Below are 17,842 nucleotides of genomic sequence, written 5' to 3'. Positions count from 1 at the left end.
GTTCGGCTAGCTGCGCTCGAAACTCACGCCCAGCGAGCCCAGGGCCTTCCAGTAGCCGGGATAGGTCTTGCCGACGCATTCCGGGTCGAGGATGCGCACGCCGTGGATCTTCAGCCCGGCGAGGGCGAAGCACATGGCGATACGGTGGTCGGCGTGGGTCTCGATCAGCGCGTCGCAGGTGCTGCCGGTCAGCGCCGGGTCGGCGGCCACCAGCAGGTCGTCGCCTTCCACCGTGGCGAGGCCGTGGCGAATCGCGTTGAGGCCATCATGCAGCGCGGCCACGCGGTCGCATTCCTTGACCCGCAGGTTGGCCAGCCCGACGAAGCGCACCGGGGTCTCGTTGAAGGCGGCGAGCACCGCCAGGGTCGGGATGGCGTCCTGCATCTGCGAGCCGTCGATCAGCGCCGGCATCCGCGGGAACTGGCGGATGAAGTCGTTGGCGCGGGCGTCCGGCTGGGTGAAGTCGGCATCCGCGACGCCGAGGTCGATGTCGCCCTGGCTGAGCACCTGCGCGGCCCACAGATAGGTGGCGGCGGAGGCGTCGGGTTCGATGAAGTAGTCGCGCGCGACATAACCGCCCGGCATCACGCGCCAGGTCATCTCGTCCTGCTGCTCGACCTGCGCGCCGAAGGCCCGCATCGCCGCCAGGGTCAGGTCGACGTAGCCGCGGGCGCCGATGTCCTTGCCGCGCAGGGCGATTTCCACCGGGCCTTCGGCGCAGGCGGCGGCCATCAGCAGGGCGGAGACGTACTGGCTGGAGAGGCCGGCGTCGACCTCGATGCGCCCGGCGGGAAAGCCTCCCTTGGCGTGCACCGTCAGCGGCGGGCAGCCGGTGGCGCAGTCGACGCCGACGCCGACGCTGCGCAGCGCGTCGAGCAGTGGGCCGATCGGGCGTTTGCGCATGTATTCGTCGCCGTCCAGGGTGACGGCGCCGTCGACACTGGTGACCGCGGCGGCGAGGAAGCGCACGGCGGTGCCGGCGTTACCGAGGAACAGCGGCCCGGTCGGCGTGCGCAACTGGCCGTCGCTGCTGACGACGAAGGTGGTGTCGTCCGGTTCGAGCACTTCGACGCCCATCTGCCGCAGCGCCTCGGACATGTGCCGGGTGTCGTCGCTCTTCAGCGCGCCGCTGAGGCGGCTGGTGCCCCTGGCCAGCGCCGCCAGCAGCAGCGCGCGGTTGGTGATCGACTTCGAGCCGGGCGGCGCGACCTGGCCACGCAGCGGCGAGGTGGGTGGAATCACGGTGAGGATGGGCCGGGCGGCCATGGGCGAACTCTCCTGGGAACCTGTGCAAAGTCTGCTGCGCGTCCTGGGGCGAGCAGGCGCGGCGGGCTGCAATGATGCCAGCGACGCCGCGCGGTGTCTGCGCCGCAGCTGCCTTTGTCACGCGGATTAAAGCCCGAGCAGGTAGAGCAGCAGCGAGGTGGTCAGCAGCGAGCCGAGGGTCGAGACCAGGATCACCCGCGATACCAGCGCGGCCTCGCGGTTGTAGAACTCGGCGAGCATGTACGGCCCCGTGCCGGTGGGCAGGGCGGCAAGCAGCAGCGCCGAGTTGGCCCACAGTGGCGGCAGGTGCAGCAGCGGGAAGGCGATCACCCAGGTGATCAGCGGCTGCACGATGAGCTTGATCAGCACGATCGGCATCGCGCCCTCGCTGGAGCCTTTCTGCGCCTGGGCGAGGAACAGCCCGAGCGACACCAGTGCGCAGGGCGTGGTGGCGTTCGCCAGCAGGGTGAGCAACTGGTGCAGCGGGCCGGGCAGGGGCTGCCCGCCCATCGCCCAGAACGCGCCGAGGATCGGCGAGACGATCAGCGGATTCTTCGCCAGCGCCTTGAGCACCTTGAGCACGGCGTGGTGCAGGCTCTTCTCGGCCTGCAGGCCGATCTCGATGCACACCACCGCCAGGGAAAACAGCACGCAGACCACCAGGATCGAGGCGATCATCGCCGGCTCCAGGCCATCCTGGCCGAACACCAGCGCGCACAGCGGAATGCCGATGAACCCGGTGTTGGCGTAGGAGGCGCTGAGGCTGTCGATGCTGGCGTCGACCAGGCGCCGCTCGCCGCGCAGGCGGTAGGCCAGGGTCAGCAGGTATACCGCCAGGCAGCCGACGGTGACGGCGACGACGAAGCCCGGCTGCCAGACCTTCTCCCAGCTCGAGCCGGCGGTGACCTGGAACAGCAGCGAGGGCAGGCCCAGCCAGACCACGAATTTGTTGATCTCGGCGGCGGCGGTCGGTCCCAGGCGGCCGGTGCGGCGGCAGACGTAGCCCACCAGGATCAGGGCGAAGATCGGAATGACGACGTTGATGACGGAGTACATGGGCGCCCGCGAGTACGAAGGGAAACGCAGCTTAGATTTGCCGGTCGATGCGGTCCAATGCTATCGCGGCGCCGTCGAATCCAGGTCGCCGCCGAGGGGCCGTTGCTGTTCCGTGCAGCCGAGGAATTCGCCGGCGGGGCGTTGCAAAGCGGTGGGCAATCCTTACTCTGCGCTGGCAGAGGATTCGGAGAAGCAGCGTGGACGAGGAAACCCGGCGAACCCGCGAGGTGGTCGAGCGCTATCACCAGTGCTGGATGGCACTCGACGTGGACGGCGTGATGGCGCTCTATCACCCCGATATCGAGTATTACGACTTCTTCAACAACCTGCGCATCCCCTTCGACGCGCTGCGCGACTACGTGCGCACCGCCATGCCGCACAGCCCGCAGCAACACATCGAACACACCGACCGCATCCGCGTCGACGGCGACACCGCGTTCATCCAGTACTGCTCGCGGCTGACCCTGCGGCGCAGCGGCCGGCTGGCCTCGTTCCGCGCCAGCGAGGCGATCACCGTGCGCGACGGGCTGATCTGGCGGGTCCATGAATACGCCACCGCGGTGCGCGAGGAAAACGTCGGCGCCGGAGCCGAGGCGCCGACGGCGAAGATCCAGCGGCTCGGCCTGTCGTCGGTGCAGGTCCGCCTGATGCTGCTCGACCTGGAACAGTACTTCGCCAGCGAAAAACCCTACCTGGCCAGCGACCTCGACCTGAGCAAGGTCGCCGCCGACACCGGCTACAGCCGCAACCAGGTGTCCTACCTGCTCAACCAGATGCTCGGGGTCAGCTTCTACCAGTACGTCAACCGCGCCCGCGTCGACCACCTGCTGGAGCGCCTCGGCGAGGAGGACGCCGGACGCATCGACGAGCTGGCCTTCGCCGTCGGCTTCAACTCGCTGTCGGTGTTCTACCGCTGTTTCCGCGAACGCACCGGCCTGCCGCCGCGCGGCTACCTCAGGCAGCTGAATTCCGCACGGACCCGCGCGAACGACCCGCACGCCGACGCGCCCTAGACTGCCGGCACACCTCGCCCTGGAGCCCTCGCAATGCAGAACTGGGAAAACATCAGCCTGTGGATGGATCAGCTCGACACGCCGCTGCGGGCGCGCCCGAGCCTGGAACAGGACCTGGACGTCGACGTCGCGATCGTCGGCGCCGGCTACAGCGGGCTGTGGGCCGCCTACTACCTGAAGCGCCAGGCGCCGCAGCTGCGCATCGTCATCCTCGAAGCGCAGACCGCCGGCTACGGGGCCTCCGCGCGCAACGGCGGCTGGCTGATGGGGCGCATGCTCGGCGAGGACCGCTACCTGGCGCCGCTGCCGAAGGAGGAGCGGATGCGCGCCTACGCGGTGCTCAAGTCGATTCCCGACGAGGTCGCCGGGGTCATCCAGGCGGAAGGCATCGACTGCGGTTATCTCAAGGGCGGCGTGCTGACCTGCGCGGCGCGCTACCCGGAGCAGCGCAGCCGCCTGCGCCACGAACTCGACGCGCTGTACCGCGAAGGCCACGACGAGAGCGACTACGTCTGGCTGGACCGTCACGCGCTCGACGCCCAGTTGCGCATCGCCGATGCCTACGGCGCGATCTATTCGCCGCATTGCGCCACCATCCAGCCGGCGCGCCTGGTACGCGGCCTGGCGCAAGCGGTGGAGCGCCTCGGCGTGACGATCTACGAACGCAGCCCGGTGAGCGACTGGCAACCGCGCGAACTGCGCACCGCGCGCGCTCGCGTGCGCGCCGACTGGATCGTCCCGGCGGTCGAGGGCTACGCCGGCGGCTTCGGCCTGCTGCAGCCCTATCAGGTCGCGGTGCAGAGCCTGATCGTCGCCACCGAACCGCTGCCCGCATCGACCTGGGACGAGATCGGCCTGCGTGACGGCCAGGCGTTCGCCGAGAACAGCCGGCAGATCACCTACGGCCACCGCACCCGCGACGACCGCCTGGTGTTCGGCGCGCGCGGTGGCTACCGCTTCGGCGGGCGCGTGCGCGAGGACTTCCAGCTCAGCGAGGCGGAGATCGGCTTGCGCCGCTACCTGTTCGAGTCGCTCTTCCCCCGCCTGCGCGGAGTGAAGCTGACCCACGCCTGGGGCGGCAACATGGGCATGGCGCGGCGTTTCCGCCCGCACATGCTGCGCGACGAGAAGAACGGCCTGGCGCTGGCCGGCGGTTTCGGCGGTGAGGGCGTCGGCGCGAGCAACCTCGGCGGGCGCACCGTCGCCGACCTGATCCTGCACAACGACAGCGCGTTGACCCGGCTGCCCTGGGTGACCCGCGACCAGCCGCTGGACAAGAGCCTGCGCCGCTGGGAACCCGAGCCATGCCGCTGGCTCGGCTATCAGCTGATCATGCGTTCCTTCGCCCACGAAGACCGCGTACTCGCCAATCCGGCGACACCGCCCTGGCGCCGGCGCCTGGCGAGAAGCGTCGCCGCCTACCTCGACACCTTCATGCATTGACCGCGTTGTGTCCGGCGAGGCGGCTACCGCCCCGGACCGGGTAGGGTGGGCTTCAACCCATCGGGCACGGCTGCCCTTGCGTCTGGCGAACCGCCGCTTGGTGGGTTACGCCGCTATGGGTTTTCGTGGAGCTGCGGGCGATCCGTGCGGCGCGGCTAACCCACCCTACGGCCTGACGAAGCTCCGCACGGTGGGTTACGCCGCGACGGGCTTTCTCGGAGGTACGGACGATCCGTGCAGCGCGGCTAACCCACCCTACGGTTCCGGATCAAGTAGGGTGGGCTTTAGCCCACCGGGCGAGACGGGCTTTCGTGGAGCTGCGGGCGATCCGTGCGGCGCGGCTAACCCACCCTACGATCCCCGGCCGGGTAGGGTGGGCTTCAGCCCACCAACCCAGCCCCGCTCACGTCAGCCGATCACCACCGGCCCGTCACGCTCCAGCGTGCAGTCCACCTGCTCGCCAGGGGCGAAGCGCGGCAGGCCGAGGGCGACGGATTCCAGCGGGGTGCCGGCGATGTCCAGCCGGTAACGGGTGACCTCGCCGCTGTTCAGCACCTCGGCAATGCGTGCGCCGCGCCATACCGGCGCCGTCAGCTCACCGGGGCGGGCAATCTGGAGCTGTTCCGGGCGGATCAGTACGCGCACCGGGCCGGGCGCGATGGAAAGGCGGCTGCGCGTGCGGAAGCGGCCGCCGAGCGCTTCGCACTCCAGCACGGCGGCATCGCTGGCCAGGCAGCGGGCATCGAGCAGGCTGCCGGCGCCGAGGAAGGTGGCGACGAATTCGGTGCGCGGCCAGCGGTACAGCTCGCCCGGCGCATCGATCTGTTCCAGCCTGCCGGCCTGCATGATCGCCACCCGGTCGGCCATGGCGAAGGCTTCTTCCTGGTCGTGGGTGACCAGCAGCGCAGTCATCTTCAGCTCGCGCAGCAGCCCGGCGAGTTCGCGCTGCAGACGCTGGCGAATCTGCCTATCGAGCGCGCCGAGAGGTTCATCGAGCAGCAGCACGGCGGGTTGCACGGCCAGCGCGCGGGCGGTGGCGACGCGCTGCTTCTGGCCGCCGGAAAGCTGCGTCACCGCGCGCTCGGCGAAGTCGGCAAGGCCCACCAGTTCGAGCATCCGCAGCGCCGCGGCGCGGGTCTCGGCCTTGCCCAGGCCCTTCATGCGCAGGCCGAAGCCGATGTTTTCCAGCACGTTCAGGTGCGGGAACAGCGCGTAGTCCTGAAACACCGTGGCGGCGTCAATGCGGTCCGGTGGCAACCCGGCGATGGAGCGCCCGGCGATGCGTATGTCGCCGCCGTCGAGGCCGAGCCGGCCGCTGACCATGCCCAGCAGGGTGGTCTTGCCGGAACCGGACGGGCCAAGGATGGCGACGATTTCGCCGTGGCCGACGTTCAGACTGACGCGGTCCACCGCCAGGGTGGCGCCGTAGGTCTTGCTCACCGCATCGATGACCAGGTCGCGGGGGGAGTCGGGCGGGGTCATGCGCGTCCTCGGATGAGTTTGAGAGCGAAGGGCAGGATCATCCCGGCGACCAGCAGCACGCAGCCGACGGCCAGCGCGGAGTAAGCCAGCACGCTGGGCGGCAGGCCGTTGCGCGCCATCGAGTAGATCAGCATCGGCAGGGTGTTGAAGCCGCGCCCGGTGAAGAAGGCGATCGCCCATTCGTTGAACGACAGCAGGAAGGCCAGCAGCAGCCCGGAGCGGATGCTCGGCCAGAGGATCGGCAGGGTCACGTGGCGCAGCATCTGCCGCTGGCTGGCACCGAGGTCGCGGGCGGCTTCGTCGAGACGCTCGTCGTAGCGCAGCAGCTGCGCCATCACCATCAGCGCGACGAAGGGCGAGGTGTAGAGCGTGTGGCCGATGATCACCGTGGGGTAGCCGAGCGGCAGGCCGAGTTCGACGAAGGCCACCTGCAGGCCGGCGGCGAGCACCAGCACCGGCACCACCAGCGGCAGGAAACCGAAGGCCAACCAGAGGCGCTTGAAGCGCGCCTGGGCGCGCACCACGAAGAACGCGAACAGCGTGCCGAGCAGCGTCGCCAGCAGCGCCACCAGCGTGGCGATGCCCAGCGAGGCGAGCAGCGAGGCGCCGATGCGGGGGTCGGCGACCAGCGCGGCGTACCATTTGCCGGTGAAGCCGGTGATCGGGAAGGCGTAGAACGGCAGCGGATTGAAGCTGAAGGCGATCACCGTGACGATCGGCACCAGCGCGTAGATCAGCATCGCCAGGGTGCACAGCAGCAGGAACGGGTGGCGCGGGCGCTTCATCGTCCGCCACCCGCGCCTAGGCTCAGGCCGATGCGTCCGCAGGCGCGGGCGAAGAGTGCCAGCAGCGCCGCCAGCAGGCCGACGGCAAGCCCGCCGGCGACGATCAGCAGCACCGTGAGCGCGCTGCCCAGCGGCCAGTTCAACGCGTGGAAGAACTGGTCGCGGATTTCCGTGGTGGTCAGCCGGCCGGAGGTGCCGCCGAGCATTTCCGGTTCCAGCACGGTGCTCAGGGTCGGTACGAACACCAGCACCGCGCCGACGCACAGGCCGGGCGCCGCCAGCGGCATGACGATGCGCCAGAAGGTGGCGCTGGCCGAGGCGCCGAGGTCGCGCGCCGCCACCAGGTAGCGGTCGTCGATGGTCCTCATCGCCAGGAACAGGGTGAACAGCATGAACGGGAAGCTGTTGTAGGTCATCGCGGCGATCACCGCCGGCCGCCCGTAGAGCAGCGCCATGATCGGCGCGTCGAGCAGGCCGCTGCTGGTCAGCGCCGTGTTGATCAGGCCCTTCACGCCGAGGATGCCGCGCCAGGACACGGTGCGGATCAGCGGCCCGACCAGGAAGGTTACGGTCACCAGCATCAGCACCAGCGCCTGCAACCGCGTCGAGCGCACGCCCTTGGCGAGGTAGTAGGCCACCGGCAGCGCGATCAGCGTGGCCAGCAGCACCACACCGAGTGCCACGCCGAGGGTGCGCGCCAGCACCTGCGGGCGGCCGGACGCCAGGTCGAGAATCCCGCGGTAGTTGTCCAGGGTCGGGAACGCCGCCGCCGAACCGTTGCCCGGCGACAGCGAAAGCAGCAGCAGGCCGGCGATGGGCAGCACGAAGAACGTCAGCAGCAGGAGCAGCCAGGGGCCGCCGGTGATCAGCGGATAACGGGAAAAGCGCACGCGGCCTCCGAAGGTACGTCCACCCACGCCCCGCCGTCCGGGAGAACGGCGGGGCGTATCGGTGTCAGGCGTTGAGTACCTTGTCCCACACCGCCTGATAGCCGGCGGGGTTGGTCGGCGAGGTCCACCAGACGGCGTTCTTCAGGAAGGCGTCCGGCTTGGCCAGGTCGAGGGAGTCGACCAGTTTGCTATCCATCGTGGCGATCGCTGCGGTGGAGGTGGTGCGGTAGCCGATGTCCTTGCCGATCATCGCGCCGTACTGCTCGCCGAGCAGGTAGTCGATGAAGGCCAGGCAGGCGGCCTCGCTCTCGGCGTTGGCGTCCCTGGTCAGGAAGGCCGCGTCGTACCAGGCCAGCTCGCCCTGCTTCGGGTGAGTCCAGCGCACGTCGACGTCGTACTTGCGGATTTCCAGCAGCGGTTGCCAGCCCCAGCACACCGCGACTTCGCCGGTGGCCATGAGGTTCTTCAGGTCGCCGATGTCGTTCCAGTAGGAGCGCACCAGCGGTTTCTGCTTGATCAGCACCTCGGCGACGGCGTCGAGCTGGTCCTTGTCCATGGCGAACGGGGTCTTGATGCCAAGGTAGAGGGCGGCCACCACCACGCTCTCGAACAGGCCGTTGGGCATGGCGATGCGCCCGGCGAATTCCTTGTCGAAGAGGATTGCCAGGTCGTCGACGTCCTGGCCGACGATGCCGTGGTTGTAGACCATCGAGTCGGTGCCCCAGGCGTAGGGCACGCCGTAGGTCTTGCCGTCGTAGATCATCCCCGCGGCCTTGTCGAAGCCGGGAATCAGCTTCGACCAGTTCTTCAGCCTGGCGGTGTCGATCGGCTTGAGCACGCCGGCGTCATAGGTGATCTGCGCGTGGTAGGAACCGTCGGTGAGCAGTTCGACGCCGGCGCCGCCGGATTGCAGCTTGGTGATGATTTCCGAAGGGTCGGCGAACAGGCTGGTCTGCACCTCGATGCCGCTGGCCTTGAGGAAGGGCGCGAGGAACTCGGGCCGCGCGTAATCGGCGTTGGTGCCCCAGGTGAAGTGTTTTGCGGCCGCCTCTGCGCGGCCGGAGAGCAACGGGCCGCCGAGCAGGCCGGCGGCGCCGGCGATGCCCAGCAGTTTGAGCATGTCGCGCCGCGAACGGGCGCCGTTGAAGAGGTCGTGGGTCAAGCGATCTGATGCATCCGTCATCTTCTTTCCTCTGCGTTGCTCGATTTACCCGCCTGTCCGCGCGGGATGCCTGCTGATGACACCACGGACACGGCCTGGTGCTCAACCGTTGCCGCGTTGCGCGCGCAGGGCTTGCCGCCGGACGGTGGTGGCCGCCGCGTCGACGGCGAGGTCGAGGCCCTCCAGCGAGCCGCTGAACACCACGCCGTAGAGCTCGAAGGCGCGCGACGGGGTTTCCCAGCGTTCCAGCACGTCGTGCAGCACGCGGCGCGGTTCGCGCTCCAGCGGGTCGCCATAGCCGCCGCCGGAGCAGTCGATGCCGCGGATCAGTTCGCCCTTTTGCAGCGTCAGTGCGACTACGTTGGGCAGCTTGCTCTGGCTGCCGTCGGCGCGGATGTGCCAGGCCGCGGCGGCGATCGCATCGCCGCCGCCGCGCACGCCCCGCGGCGGGCTGAGCTGGCCGTCGCAGGGGAACATCACCGTCAGCGGCGCCTCGGTGGGTCCGTAGGCCATGTCGCCGCCCGGCGCGCCGCGGAACTTGCCGGCGCCGCCGGAGCCGGGGATCAGGCGGATGTGGCTGAATTCGATGGGGTGCTTGAGCTCGTCGATCTCCACCGAGTCGCGGTACATCAGCCCGCAGTCCACCGGCAGGCCCCAGGTCAGCCAGCCGTCGGCGTGGGCGCTGGCGGGGCCGCCGTTGATGGCGATGATCAACTGGTTGACGTAGGCCTCGTTGCCCTGGCGCGGATCGTCGCCGGAGACCACCGCCAGGCCCACGCCCATGCCCAGGCCGCCCTCGGCGACGCCGTAGCCGTCGCCGAGCTGGGCGAAGGCCGCGCCGGCGCAGTTCACCAGCCGGTCGGCGACGTTGGTGGTGGCCACCGAACAGCTGTGCGGGAACGCCGGGCGGCCGATCACCTTGCCTTCGCCGAGCAGCATGCGCACGCGGCGGAAGGCCCCGGAGTTCTTCGGGATGTCCGCCGGCAGCGAGTTGAACAGGCCGGTGAGCGAGGCGGAAATGGTGCAGGCCTCGCTGACGTTGAAGCCGCAGGGCAGGTTGTCGATGTTGTCGCGCATGTCCAGGGTGACCATCGCCGCCTCGGGGTCGACCTCGATTTCCAGCTTGATCGGAATCCCCTCGGGCACGATGCCTTCCACCGGATCGTGGCCACCGGTGTTCACCAGTCGCGCCCTGGGCAGCCGGCGGATGGCCTGGGCCATGCGCTGCTCGGAGTAGTCCAGCCAGTCGCGGACGAAGGTCTTGATGCGTTTCTTGCCGTACTTCTCGCAAAGCTCCTTGAGTCGCCGCTCGCCGATCCGCGCGGCGCCGAGGCTGGCGAGGAAGTCGCCGTACCACTGGCCGGGCACGCGGATGCGGCTCTGGCACATGCGCACGATGTCCTGGTTCATCTGGTAGTCGCGCTGCACGCGCACCGCCGGGAAGATCAGCGCGCCTTCCTCGTACACGTCCTTCGCCGAGGCATGGTAGGTGGTCGGTTGCGAGTTGCCGATGTCCGCCTGGTGCGCCTTGGCGACCACGGTGAAGAGGTGTTCGCCCTCGACGAACACCGGCACCAGGATGGTGTGGTCGGCCGGGTGGGTGTTGCCGGTGTACGGGTCGTTGTGCAGGAAGGCGTCGCCCTCGGCGAGGTCCGGGTGGAACTCGCACATGGTGCGGGTTTGCAGGTGCGCGCCGAAGCTGTGGATCGGCAGGCCGTCGGCGCAGGCCAGCAGCTGGTTGTCGGCGGTGCACAGGCCGCAGCTGAAGTCGCGCGCGCTGTTGATCACCGCCGAGCGCGCGGCGCGCAGCAGAGTGTTGGTCATCTCGCGGACGATGCCGTCGATGCGATTGGCGATCACCGCGGTGAGTACTGGGTTGATGGCTTGCTTCTGGTCCATTCCGGGCGCCCTCACTGGTAGCTCAGGATGTAGTTGCCGGCGTCGCTGACGCGCGCCGACATCCCCGGATAGACCACCAGCGTGGTGGTCGGCTCCTCGATGATCGCCGGGCCCTGCACACGGTGACCGGGAAGCAGGTCGGCACCAGCGTGGATCGGCGTTTCGATGCTTACCCCGGCGTCGAAGTGGCAGGTCCGGTAGGCGGCCACCGGCGCGTCCTCGCCCCGCGCCGCGCGGGCGAGGGTCTGCACCAGCGGCGAGGAGAGGGCGACGGTCAGGCGCGCCTTCCAGTTGATGCATTCCACGGCGCTGGCGCGGTCGTCGATGGCGAATACCCGCTGGTGGACCTGGTGGAAGGCTTCGACCAACCGTTCGACGTCCGTCGCGTTCTCGATACGGCTGAACGGCAGCGGCGTATCCAGCTCCCAGATCTGCCCGAAGTAACGCGCCTCGACGAAGAACTCGAGGCGCGCCTTGTCGCGTGCCTGTGCGCCGAGGCCTTCGAGAAAGCCCAGCAGGCGCCGTTCGAGTTCACCCAGGGTGCGGTTTACCGCGGCGTGGTCGAAGCGGTTCGAGGTAGTCACCAGGCTCGCGGTTTCCTCCTTGAGGATGTCGGCGAACTGCATGCCGGCGGCGGACAGCGCCGAGGCCGCCTTGGGCAGCACCACGCGTTCGCATTCCAGCTCGCGGGCAATCGGCAGGATGTTGATGCCGGCCGCGCCGCCGCCGGCGACCAGGGTGCTTTCGTTCGGATTGACGCCCTCGGCGATGGTGATTTCGCGGATCGCCTTGATCATCAGCTCGCTGGCCAGGCTGATGATGTCGTAGGCGGTCTGCTCGATGCTGGCGCCGAAACGCTCGGCCAGCGGCGCGAGGGCGCGGCGCGCGGCCGCCACGTCGAGGCGCATGCGCCCGCCGAGGAAGGCCCCGGCATTGAAGTAGCCGAGCACGCAGGCGGCGTCCGACACCGTCGGCAACTCGCCGCCGCGACCGTAGCAGGCCGGGCCGGGATCGGAGCCGGCGCTCTGCGGGCCGACGCGCATCAGGCCGCCTTCGTCGCACCAGGCGATGGAGCCGCCGCCGGCGCCGACCGAGCGGATGTCCACCGAGGAAATGCCCAGCAGGTGACCGCTCCACAGGCCGCCGAGCCAGGTGTCGCGGCTGTAGGTGAGGTTGCCATCGCGGACCAGGCCGACGTCGAAGGTGGTGCCGCCGGTGTCGCAGACGATGGCGTTGCTGCCGAGGTCTTCCAGGCGCGTGTAGGCGGCCGCGGCGACCGGCGCCATGGCCGGGCCGGATTTCACCGTGTGGATCGGCGCCTCGATCAGCTCGGCGACGTTCATGCAGCCGCCCAGCGTGGTCGAGACGAGGATGTCGTTGGCGTATCCGGCCGCGCGCAGGTCGCGCTCCAGCCCGCTCAGGTGCTGCTGCATCAGCGGCTTGAGCGAGGCGTCGATGCTGGTGGCCGAAGCCCGGCGGTACTCGCGGATCACCGGCAGGATGCGGTGCGAAAGGGTGTAGGGCACGCCGGGCAGCAGTTCGTCGAGGAGCGCGGCGAGGCGCTGTTCATGCGCCGGATTGGCGATCGACCAGAGCAGGCACACGGCGATCGCCTCGAAGTCGTGCCGCGCCAGTTGGCCGATCACCTCGCGCGCCTGCGCCTCGTCGAAGTCGCGCGACACGCTGCCGTCGGCGCGGATGCGCTCGCGCACCTCGAAGGTGTAGCGGCGCGGGACGTAGGGCTCGGGGTAGTCGCGGCTGAAGTCGTGGGGATTGAGCTTGCCGCCTTCGCGCAGCACGAGGATGTCGGGGAAACCTTCGGTGACCAGCAGCGCGGTCTTCGCAACGCGCTGGGTGACGATGGCGTTGGTCGCCCGCGTGGTTCCGTAGATGAACAGATCGGTCGCGCCGAGCAGCGCCTCGACGCCCAGCCCCAGTTGTTCGGCGGCGACGCCGAGGGCCTCGCGCATGCCGTCGAAGATGCGCGCATGGGTGGTGAGGGCCTTGCCGATGGTGTAGCCCCCGCTGCTGTCGGTCACCACCACGTCGGTGAAGGTGCCGCCGGTATCCACGGAAATCCTGTACATGCTCCTGATCTCTCTCGTTAGTCGCGGCCACGACGAGAAATGCAGTATCGCGCAAAACAGAGCCGTCTCCGCGCCCGGGTGAAGCAGGCGCTGAACGGTATCGCCGTTTCCGGTGGGAAGGCATGGGTGGGGGAGCGGTCAGGCCGCTTCGTAGTGCCAGACCTTGGAGACGATCTTCCAGGTGTCGCCAAGGAAGATCAGGGTCATGTCGTCGACGAAGCTCTGCGGCAGGTAGAGGTCGCGTACGCGCACGTGGGCGGTGGTCGGCGTCGGCATTTCCAGGCTGATGATCTCGTCGACGCGTGGGTCGTTGCGCTGCGCGGGCGCTTCCCGGCGGGTGATCCGCTCGAGGTACAGCGGCAGGTCGAGCATGATGAATTCATCGTCCGTGGACGAGAACAGCCGCGCCTCGGCGTGGAAGATCTCGTTGAACCAGTCCGAACGGCCGAAATACAGCGCGTCGAAATAGCGCTGGATGACCTTTAGCAGTTCGCTCTTGGGTGTGCTCATGCGATCGCTCCATTGATGCATTGCTCGACGGCCGCTTCATGCGGCAGTTCCAGGCCGTAATCCAGTGCGGCCAGCAGGGTTTCCAGTTCGCTGTCGGAAATGATCAGCGCGGGCGCGAGGAACAGCGAGGTCTGTTCCCCGCTGGTGCCGATCAGGGCACCGGCTTCCAGCGCGCGCTCGGCGACGCGCGAGGCGAGGGTGGGTTCCAGGGTGTCGGCGCGCCAGTCGCGCCAGTCCGGGCCGTGCAGCTCGATGGTCCAGTGCAGGCCACGACCGTCGACACGGGCGACGATGGGATGGCGGGCAGCGATTTCGCCGAGGCGGCGCTTCATCACCTGTTCCAGATGCGCGGTTCTCTCGAGCAGCTTTTCGCGCACCACTACGCGCAAATAGGCGCGTACCGCGGCGACCATGCTCGGGTGACCGCGGAAGGTGCTGTAGCTCTGCCAGGATTTGTCTTTCAGCCGCTCCATCACGTCCTTGGAGAGCACCACCGCGCCGGCCGGCGCCGCGCCACCGGCCAATGGCTTGCCGAGGGTGACGATGTCCGGACGGCTGTCGCCGCCCTGGAAGGCGAACCAGCGCCCGCTGCGGCCCAGGCCGGTCACCACTTCGTCGGCGATCCACAGGCAGCCTGCCGCCCGGGCCATCGCCGCCATGCGGTCCTGATAGTCGGCGTCGTGATAGATGCCGCCCTGGGTGTAGTCGATGATCATCGCCGCACTGTCGGCCAGTTGCGCCGGAACGCCGGCGAGGCGCGTCTCCAGCGGCGGCACGCAGACATCGCCGCCGTAGCTGGCGCCGATCGGCGCGGGCAGCTGGTGAACCGCTACGCGCCAGGGCGTCGGCCGGGTGCCGCCATGATGCGAGGCGAGGCCGCCATGCCAGTGCGGCTGCAGGGTGGCGTCGCGGGACAGACCGGTGAGGCCGTGATAGGCGCGCTCGCGGGTGGCGAACGGCGCCCGCCCGCTGAGCACCTGGGCCAGCGACAGCGCCTGATCGTTGGCTTCGCTGCCGCTGAGGAAGAAGCGCACGCCACCGACCCAGTCGTGTTCGCCGGCGAAGGCGATATCGATCAGCTCATCCGCCGCGGCTTCACGCTCGCCCCAGGCCCAGCCTTCGCTGACCACGGGGGCACTGGCGGCCCTGCGCAGGGCGTCCTGCATGTCCGGGTAGGCATGGCCGAGTGGACCGCCGGTGCTGCTGCCATCGATGACCCGACGGCCGTCCGCGAGGAAGAAGTACACCCCTTCGCCGCCAACGATGCGGAAGCTCGGCTCTTCGCCGGCGTTCAGCCCTGTCTGGATCAACCTGCCCATGCCCGTGCCTTCCTCGGGATCGGTATATGGACATAGCATTTCATGTCGACTGTATATTGTCGACAATCTTTTTGTATCCTTCTATCATTGCCCTCCACCAGCCTCGCCTTGTCTTTTCGTAAGCCGCGTCCTAGAGCCTTCCATGCGGCGTCCGGGCGTTTCCGACGGAGGTCGGAGTGAGCTATCTCCTCCCTTGTGTTAGGGTCTTTTAATCGTTACCTCGCCGGCCGGAGACTCCGATGGCTTCCTTTGAATCACCCGAAAGATCCGAGAGCGCCATGCCGCTGCATCGAACGCGCATGGCCGACCTGGCTTACGAGCGTATCCGGGAGCTGATAATCGTCGGGGACCTGCCCATCGGCTCGCGCTTGATCGAGACCCAGCTGGCGCAGGAGTTCGGCACCAGCCGGGCGCCGGTTCGCGAGGCCATCCGCCGCCTGGTGGAAGACGGCCTGATCGAGGAGCGGCCGCACCACGGCGCCACGGTCAAGGTGCTCGACGCCGCGGCGATCATCGACCTCTATAACGTGCGCCTCGCGCTGGAGACCATGACCATTCGCCTGGCGACGCTGCGCGGCATGTCCACCGGCCGCCTGCGTGAACTGGTCGCGCTGATGGACGAGGCGGCGCAGAAGGGCGACACCATGCTGGTGGCGCGGCACGAGCTGGATTTCCATGCGGAGATTTGCCAGCACAGCGGCAATCAGCTGGCCATCGAGCTGTTCCGCAGCCTCGGCGGCCGCCTGCTGATGGCCGTCGCCCTGGACAACACCTCGCACCAGGACCTGCTGGGCGTAGCCGCCGAGCACGAACCCCTGCTGGCCGCCATCGAGTCCGGCGACGACCGTCGCGCCGCCGAGGAGATGCGTCTGCACATTCTTTCCACGGTCGGCGACCTGCTGGCACGGCTCAACGGCAATCCGCTGGATCTGCTCGACTACCCGCAAAACGCCTGATCGATCTCGACTTTGCCCGCGGCGCGCCGGATCATGCCGGCCCCGCATCGCCCGAGTCCGCCATGAAACGCTTCGTCCTCCTCGATACCACGCCCATCCCCGACAACGGCGGCGCCCTCTGCCTGTTCGAGTACGGCGAAGACTTCGTGATCAAGTTCGAGGGGGGCCGCGGCAACCAGTTGATGAACACGCGCATGCACGGTTCGGAGGATGCGCTGGCGGAAATCCCCTGCAAGCGCGTGGCCGGTCGGCCCCAGGTGCGCGTGCTGATTGGCGGCCTGGGCATGGGCTTCACCCTGGCCGCGGCGCTCAAGCACCTGGGCAAGGACGCGGAAGTGCAGGTGGCCGAGCTGGTGCCGGGCGTCATCGAATGGAACCACGGTCCGCTGGGCGAAAAGTCCGGCTATCCGTTGCGCGATCCGCGCGCCAGGGTGCTCAACGACGACGTCGCGGCGATCCTCAAGGCCGGACCCGGCGCCTTCGACGCCGTCATGCTGGACGTCGACAACGGTCCCGAGGGGCTCACGCAGAAATCCAATAGTTGGCTGTACTCGATGGAAGGCCTGCGCACCTGCGCGAAGGCGCTGCGCAAAGGCGGCGTGCTCGCCGTATGGTCGGCCAGCGCCGACCGGCAATTCTCCGAGCGGCTCTCCAGGGCGGGATTCAAGGCCGAAGAGGTGCAGGTTTTCGCCCACGGCAACCGTGGCCCGCGCCACACGATCTGGATCGCCGGCAAGCTCTGATCACTCGTCCCGTTCGCCCTGCGGCAACCCGCCATGTGGCGGTTTTACTGGGCTGGCGGCGCTGAAAATTCCTTCTTGCGAACGCGAACTTATCGCCTTTTTCGGCCTCCTATCGCGGTAGCCAGTGATCGCGACGGCCTGCTAAGCTCGCGCCTTCACTCGATTGCCCACTACGGCGCAGGTTAAGGAAATAGCATGAGACAACATCGGTTGGCGGCAGCGATGGCCCTGGTTGGTCTGGTTCTGGCCGGCTGCGACTCGCAGACCAGCGTGAAACTGGAAACGCCGGCTCAGAAGGCCTCCTACGGCATCGGCCTGAACATGGGCAAAAGCCTGGCTCAGGAAGGCATGGATGATCTGGACTCCAAAGCCGTCGCCCAGGGCATCGAAGATGCCATCGGCAAGAAAGAGCCGCGCCTGAAGGACGAAGAGCTGATCGAAGCCTTCGCTTCCCTGCAGAAACGCGCCGAGGAGCGCATGAAGACGGTTGGCGAAGAAAACGCCAAGGCCGGCAAGAAATTCCTCGAAGACAACGGCAAGCGCGAAGGTGTGACCACCACCGCGTCGGGCCTGCAGTACGAAGTGCTGAAGAAGGCGGACGGCGCCCAGCCCAAGCCGACCGACGTCGTCACCGTTCATTACGAAGGCAAGCTGATCGACGGCAAGGTCTTCGACAGCTCCATCGAACGCGGCACCCCGATCGATCTGCCGGTCAACGGCGTGATTCCGGGGTGGGTCGAAGGTCTGCAACTGATGCATGTTGGCGAGAAGTTCAAGCTCTACATTCCCAGCGAGCTCGCTTACGGCGCACAGAGCCCGAGCCCGATGATTCCGGCCAACTCGGTGCTGGTGTTCGAGCTGGAACTGCTGGCGATCAAGGACCCTAACCAGGCTCCGAGCGACGCCGAGCAGCCCGCCGAATCCAAGTAACCCCCGCGTTACCGACCAACGCCCCGTTCTGCGGGGCGTTGTCGTTTCCGGGGTAACGAACCGTCACTCGACCGGGCAGTCTGAACAGGTACGGAACGAGGCGGCTGTTACGGTTATGCACACTGCCTTGAGGATTACAAGCGGAGCGTCGAGAACGCCTTCGCACTTTTCCAGTGCGATCACAACTTACTGATTTTATTGATTTTTTGTTGCTGTTTAAAAATTGTTCGATCTGAGCGCAAGCCGCATGAGGCGGGCTTTTGGCCCAGCCATCCATAATCTGTTCACATAGTTATCCACA

At 68.0% G+C, this 17,842-nt stretch carries 15 protein-coding genes; 5 read left to right on the top strand and 10 right to left on the bottom strand.

The annotated features are described in order from the left end of the window. Window positions 1-6 precede the first annotated feature (6 nt). Together B3E91_RS00350 and B3E91_RS00345 are read right to left on the bottom strand one after the other, a co-directional pair. Window positions 7-1,266 carry a 3-phosphoshikimate 1-carboxyvinyltransferase gene (locus tag B3E91_RS00350; RefSeq protein WP_287027875.1) on the bottom strand — a complete coding sequence of 420 codons (1,260 nt, stop codon included), beginning with the start codon at window positions 1,264-1,266 and terminating at the stop codon, window positions 7-9. Window positions 1,267-1,392: 126 nt separating this feature from the next. Next, window positions 1,393-2,322: an AEC family transporter gene (locus B3E91_RS00345; protein ID WP_287027874.1), complete on the bottom strand. Its 930-nt coding sequence runs from the start codon at window positions 2,320-2,322 to the stop codon at window positions 1,393-1,395. A 197-nt stretch (window positions 2,323-2,519) separates the two neighbouring features. On the opposite strand from B3E91_RS00345, the gene B3E91_RS00340 reads away from it, so the two are divergent. Both B3E91_RS00340 and B3E91_RS00335 read left to right on the top strand, forming a co-directional pair. Further along, window positions 2,520-3,335, top strand: coding sequence for a nuclear transport factor 2 family protein (locus B3E91_RS00340; protein ID WP_287027873.1), 816 nt, complete (start codon window positions 2,520-2,522; stop codon window positions 3,333-3,335). Window positions 3,336-3,368: 33 nt separating this feature from the next. Next, window positions 3,369-4,778: an NAD(P)/FAD-dependent oxidoreductase gene (locus tag B3E91_RS00335; RefSeq protein ID WP_287027872.1), complete on the top strand. Its 1,410-nt coding sequence runs from the start codon at window positions 3,369-3,371 to the stop codon at window positions 4,776-4,778. 408 nt (window positions 4,779-5,186) lie between these two features. Here the strand turns inward: B3E91_RS00335 and B3E91_RS00330 are convergent, their stop codons facing one another. The 8 genes from B3E91_RS00330 to B3E91_RS00295 form a co-directional block, all read right to left on the bottom strand. Next, window positions 5,187-6,260 (bottom strand): ABC transporter ATP-binding protein, encoded by a 1,074-nt coding sequence (locus tag B3E91_RS00330; RefSeq protein WP_287027871.1) that lies wholly within the window; start codon window positions 6,258-6,260, stop codon window positions 5,187-5,189. Then, on the bottom strand, window positions 6,257-7,045 hold the full coding sequence (locus tag B3E91_RS00325; protein WP_287027870.1) for an ABC transporter permease: 789 nt from the start codon (window positions 7,043-7,045) through the stop codon (window positions 6,257-6,259). The genes B3E91_RS00330 and B3E91_RS00325 overlap by 4 nt, the downstream gene beginning before the upstream one ends. Continuing rightward, window positions 7,042-7,935, bottom strand: coding sequence for an ABC transporter permease (locus B3E91_RS00320; protein ID WP_287027869.1), 894 nt, complete (start codon window positions 7,933-7,935; stop codon window positions 7,042-7,044). The genes B3E91_RS00325 and B3E91_RS00320 overlap by 4 nt, the downstream gene beginning before the upstream one ends. A gap of 64 nt (window positions 7,936-7,999) precedes the next feature. Continuing rightward, window positions 8,000-9,118, bottom strand: coding sequence for an ABC transporter substrate-binding protein (locus B3E91_RS00315; RefSeq protein WP_287027868.1), 1,119 nt, complete (start codon window positions 9,116-9,118; stop codon window positions 8,000-8,002). An 81-nt stretch (window positions 9,119-9,199) separates the two neighbouring features. Further along, the gene (locus tag B3E91_RS00310; RefSeq protein ID WP_287027867.1) at window positions 9,200-10,996 is read right to left on the bottom strand and encodes a hydantoinase B/oxoprolinase family protein; all 1,797 of its coding nucleotides are present in this window, start codon (window positions 10,994-10,996) and stop codon (window positions 9,200-9,202) included. Window positions 10,997-11,007: 11 nt separating this feature from the next. Further along, on the bottom strand, window positions 11,008-13,083 hold the full coding sequence (locus B3E91_RS00305) for a hydantoinase/oxoprolinase family protein (RefSeq protein WP_287027866.1): 2,076 nt from the start codon (window positions 13,081-13,083) through the stop codon (window positions 11,008-11,010). Window positions 13,084-13,221: 138 nt separating this feature from the next. Beyond that, window positions 13,222-13,593 (bottom strand): nuclear transport factor 2 family protein, encoded by a 372-nt coding sequence (locus B3E91_RS00300; RefSeq protein ID WP_175534407.1) that lies wholly within the window; start codon window positions 13,591-13,593, stop codon window positions 13,222-13,224. Further along, entirely contained in the window at window positions 13,590-14,912 is a 1,323-nt protein-coding gene (locus B3E91_RS00295) for an aminotransferase class III-fold pyridoxal phosphate-dependent enzyme (RefSeq protein ID WP_287027865.1), read from the bottom strand. Before B3E91_RS00295 ends, B3E91_RS00300 begins: the two co-directional genes overlap by 4 nt. A 278-nt stretch (window positions 14,913-15,190) precedes the next feature. Between B3E91_RS00295 and B3E91_RS00290 the strand changes: the two genes are divergently transcribed. The 3 genes from B3E91_RS00290 to B3E91_RS00280 all read left to right on the top strand — a co-directional run bounded on the left by B3E91_RS00290 (window position 15,191) and on the right by B3E91_RS00280 (window position 17,541). Further along, complete coding sequence (locus tag B3E91_RS00290) at window positions 15,191-15,868, top strand: GntR family transcriptional regulator (RefSeq protein ID WP_287027864.1); 678 nt, start codon at window positions 15,191-15,193, stop codon at window positions 15,866-15,868. Between the two features lie 62 nt (window positions 15,869-15,930). Then, the gene (locus B3E91_RS00285; protein ID WP_287027863.1) at window positions 15,931-16,611 is read left to right on the top strand and encodes a spermidine synthase; all 681 of its coding nucleotides are present in this window, start codon (window positions 15,931-15,933) and stop codon (window positions 16,609-16,611) included. 195 nt (window positions 16,612-16,806) lie between these two features. After that, window positions 16,807-17,541, top strand: coding sequence for an FKBP-type peptidyl-prolyl cis-trans isomerase (locus B3E91_RS00280; protein ID WP_273229706.1), 735 nt, complete (start codon window positions 16,807-16,809; stop codon window positions 17,539-17,541). Window positions 17,542-17,842: the final 301 nt, after the last annotated feature.

Source organism: Pseudomonas sp. UBA6310, from assembly GCF_002438225.1.
In the GTDB taxonomy this organism is placed as follows: domain Bacteria; phylum Pseudomonadota; class Gammaproteobacteria; order Pseudomonadales; family Pseudomonadaceae; genus Pseudomonas_O; species Pseudomonas_O kuykendallii.
Note: the sequence above shows the minus strand (reverse complement) of the source record. Positions and strands in the feature narration are given on the sequence as shown.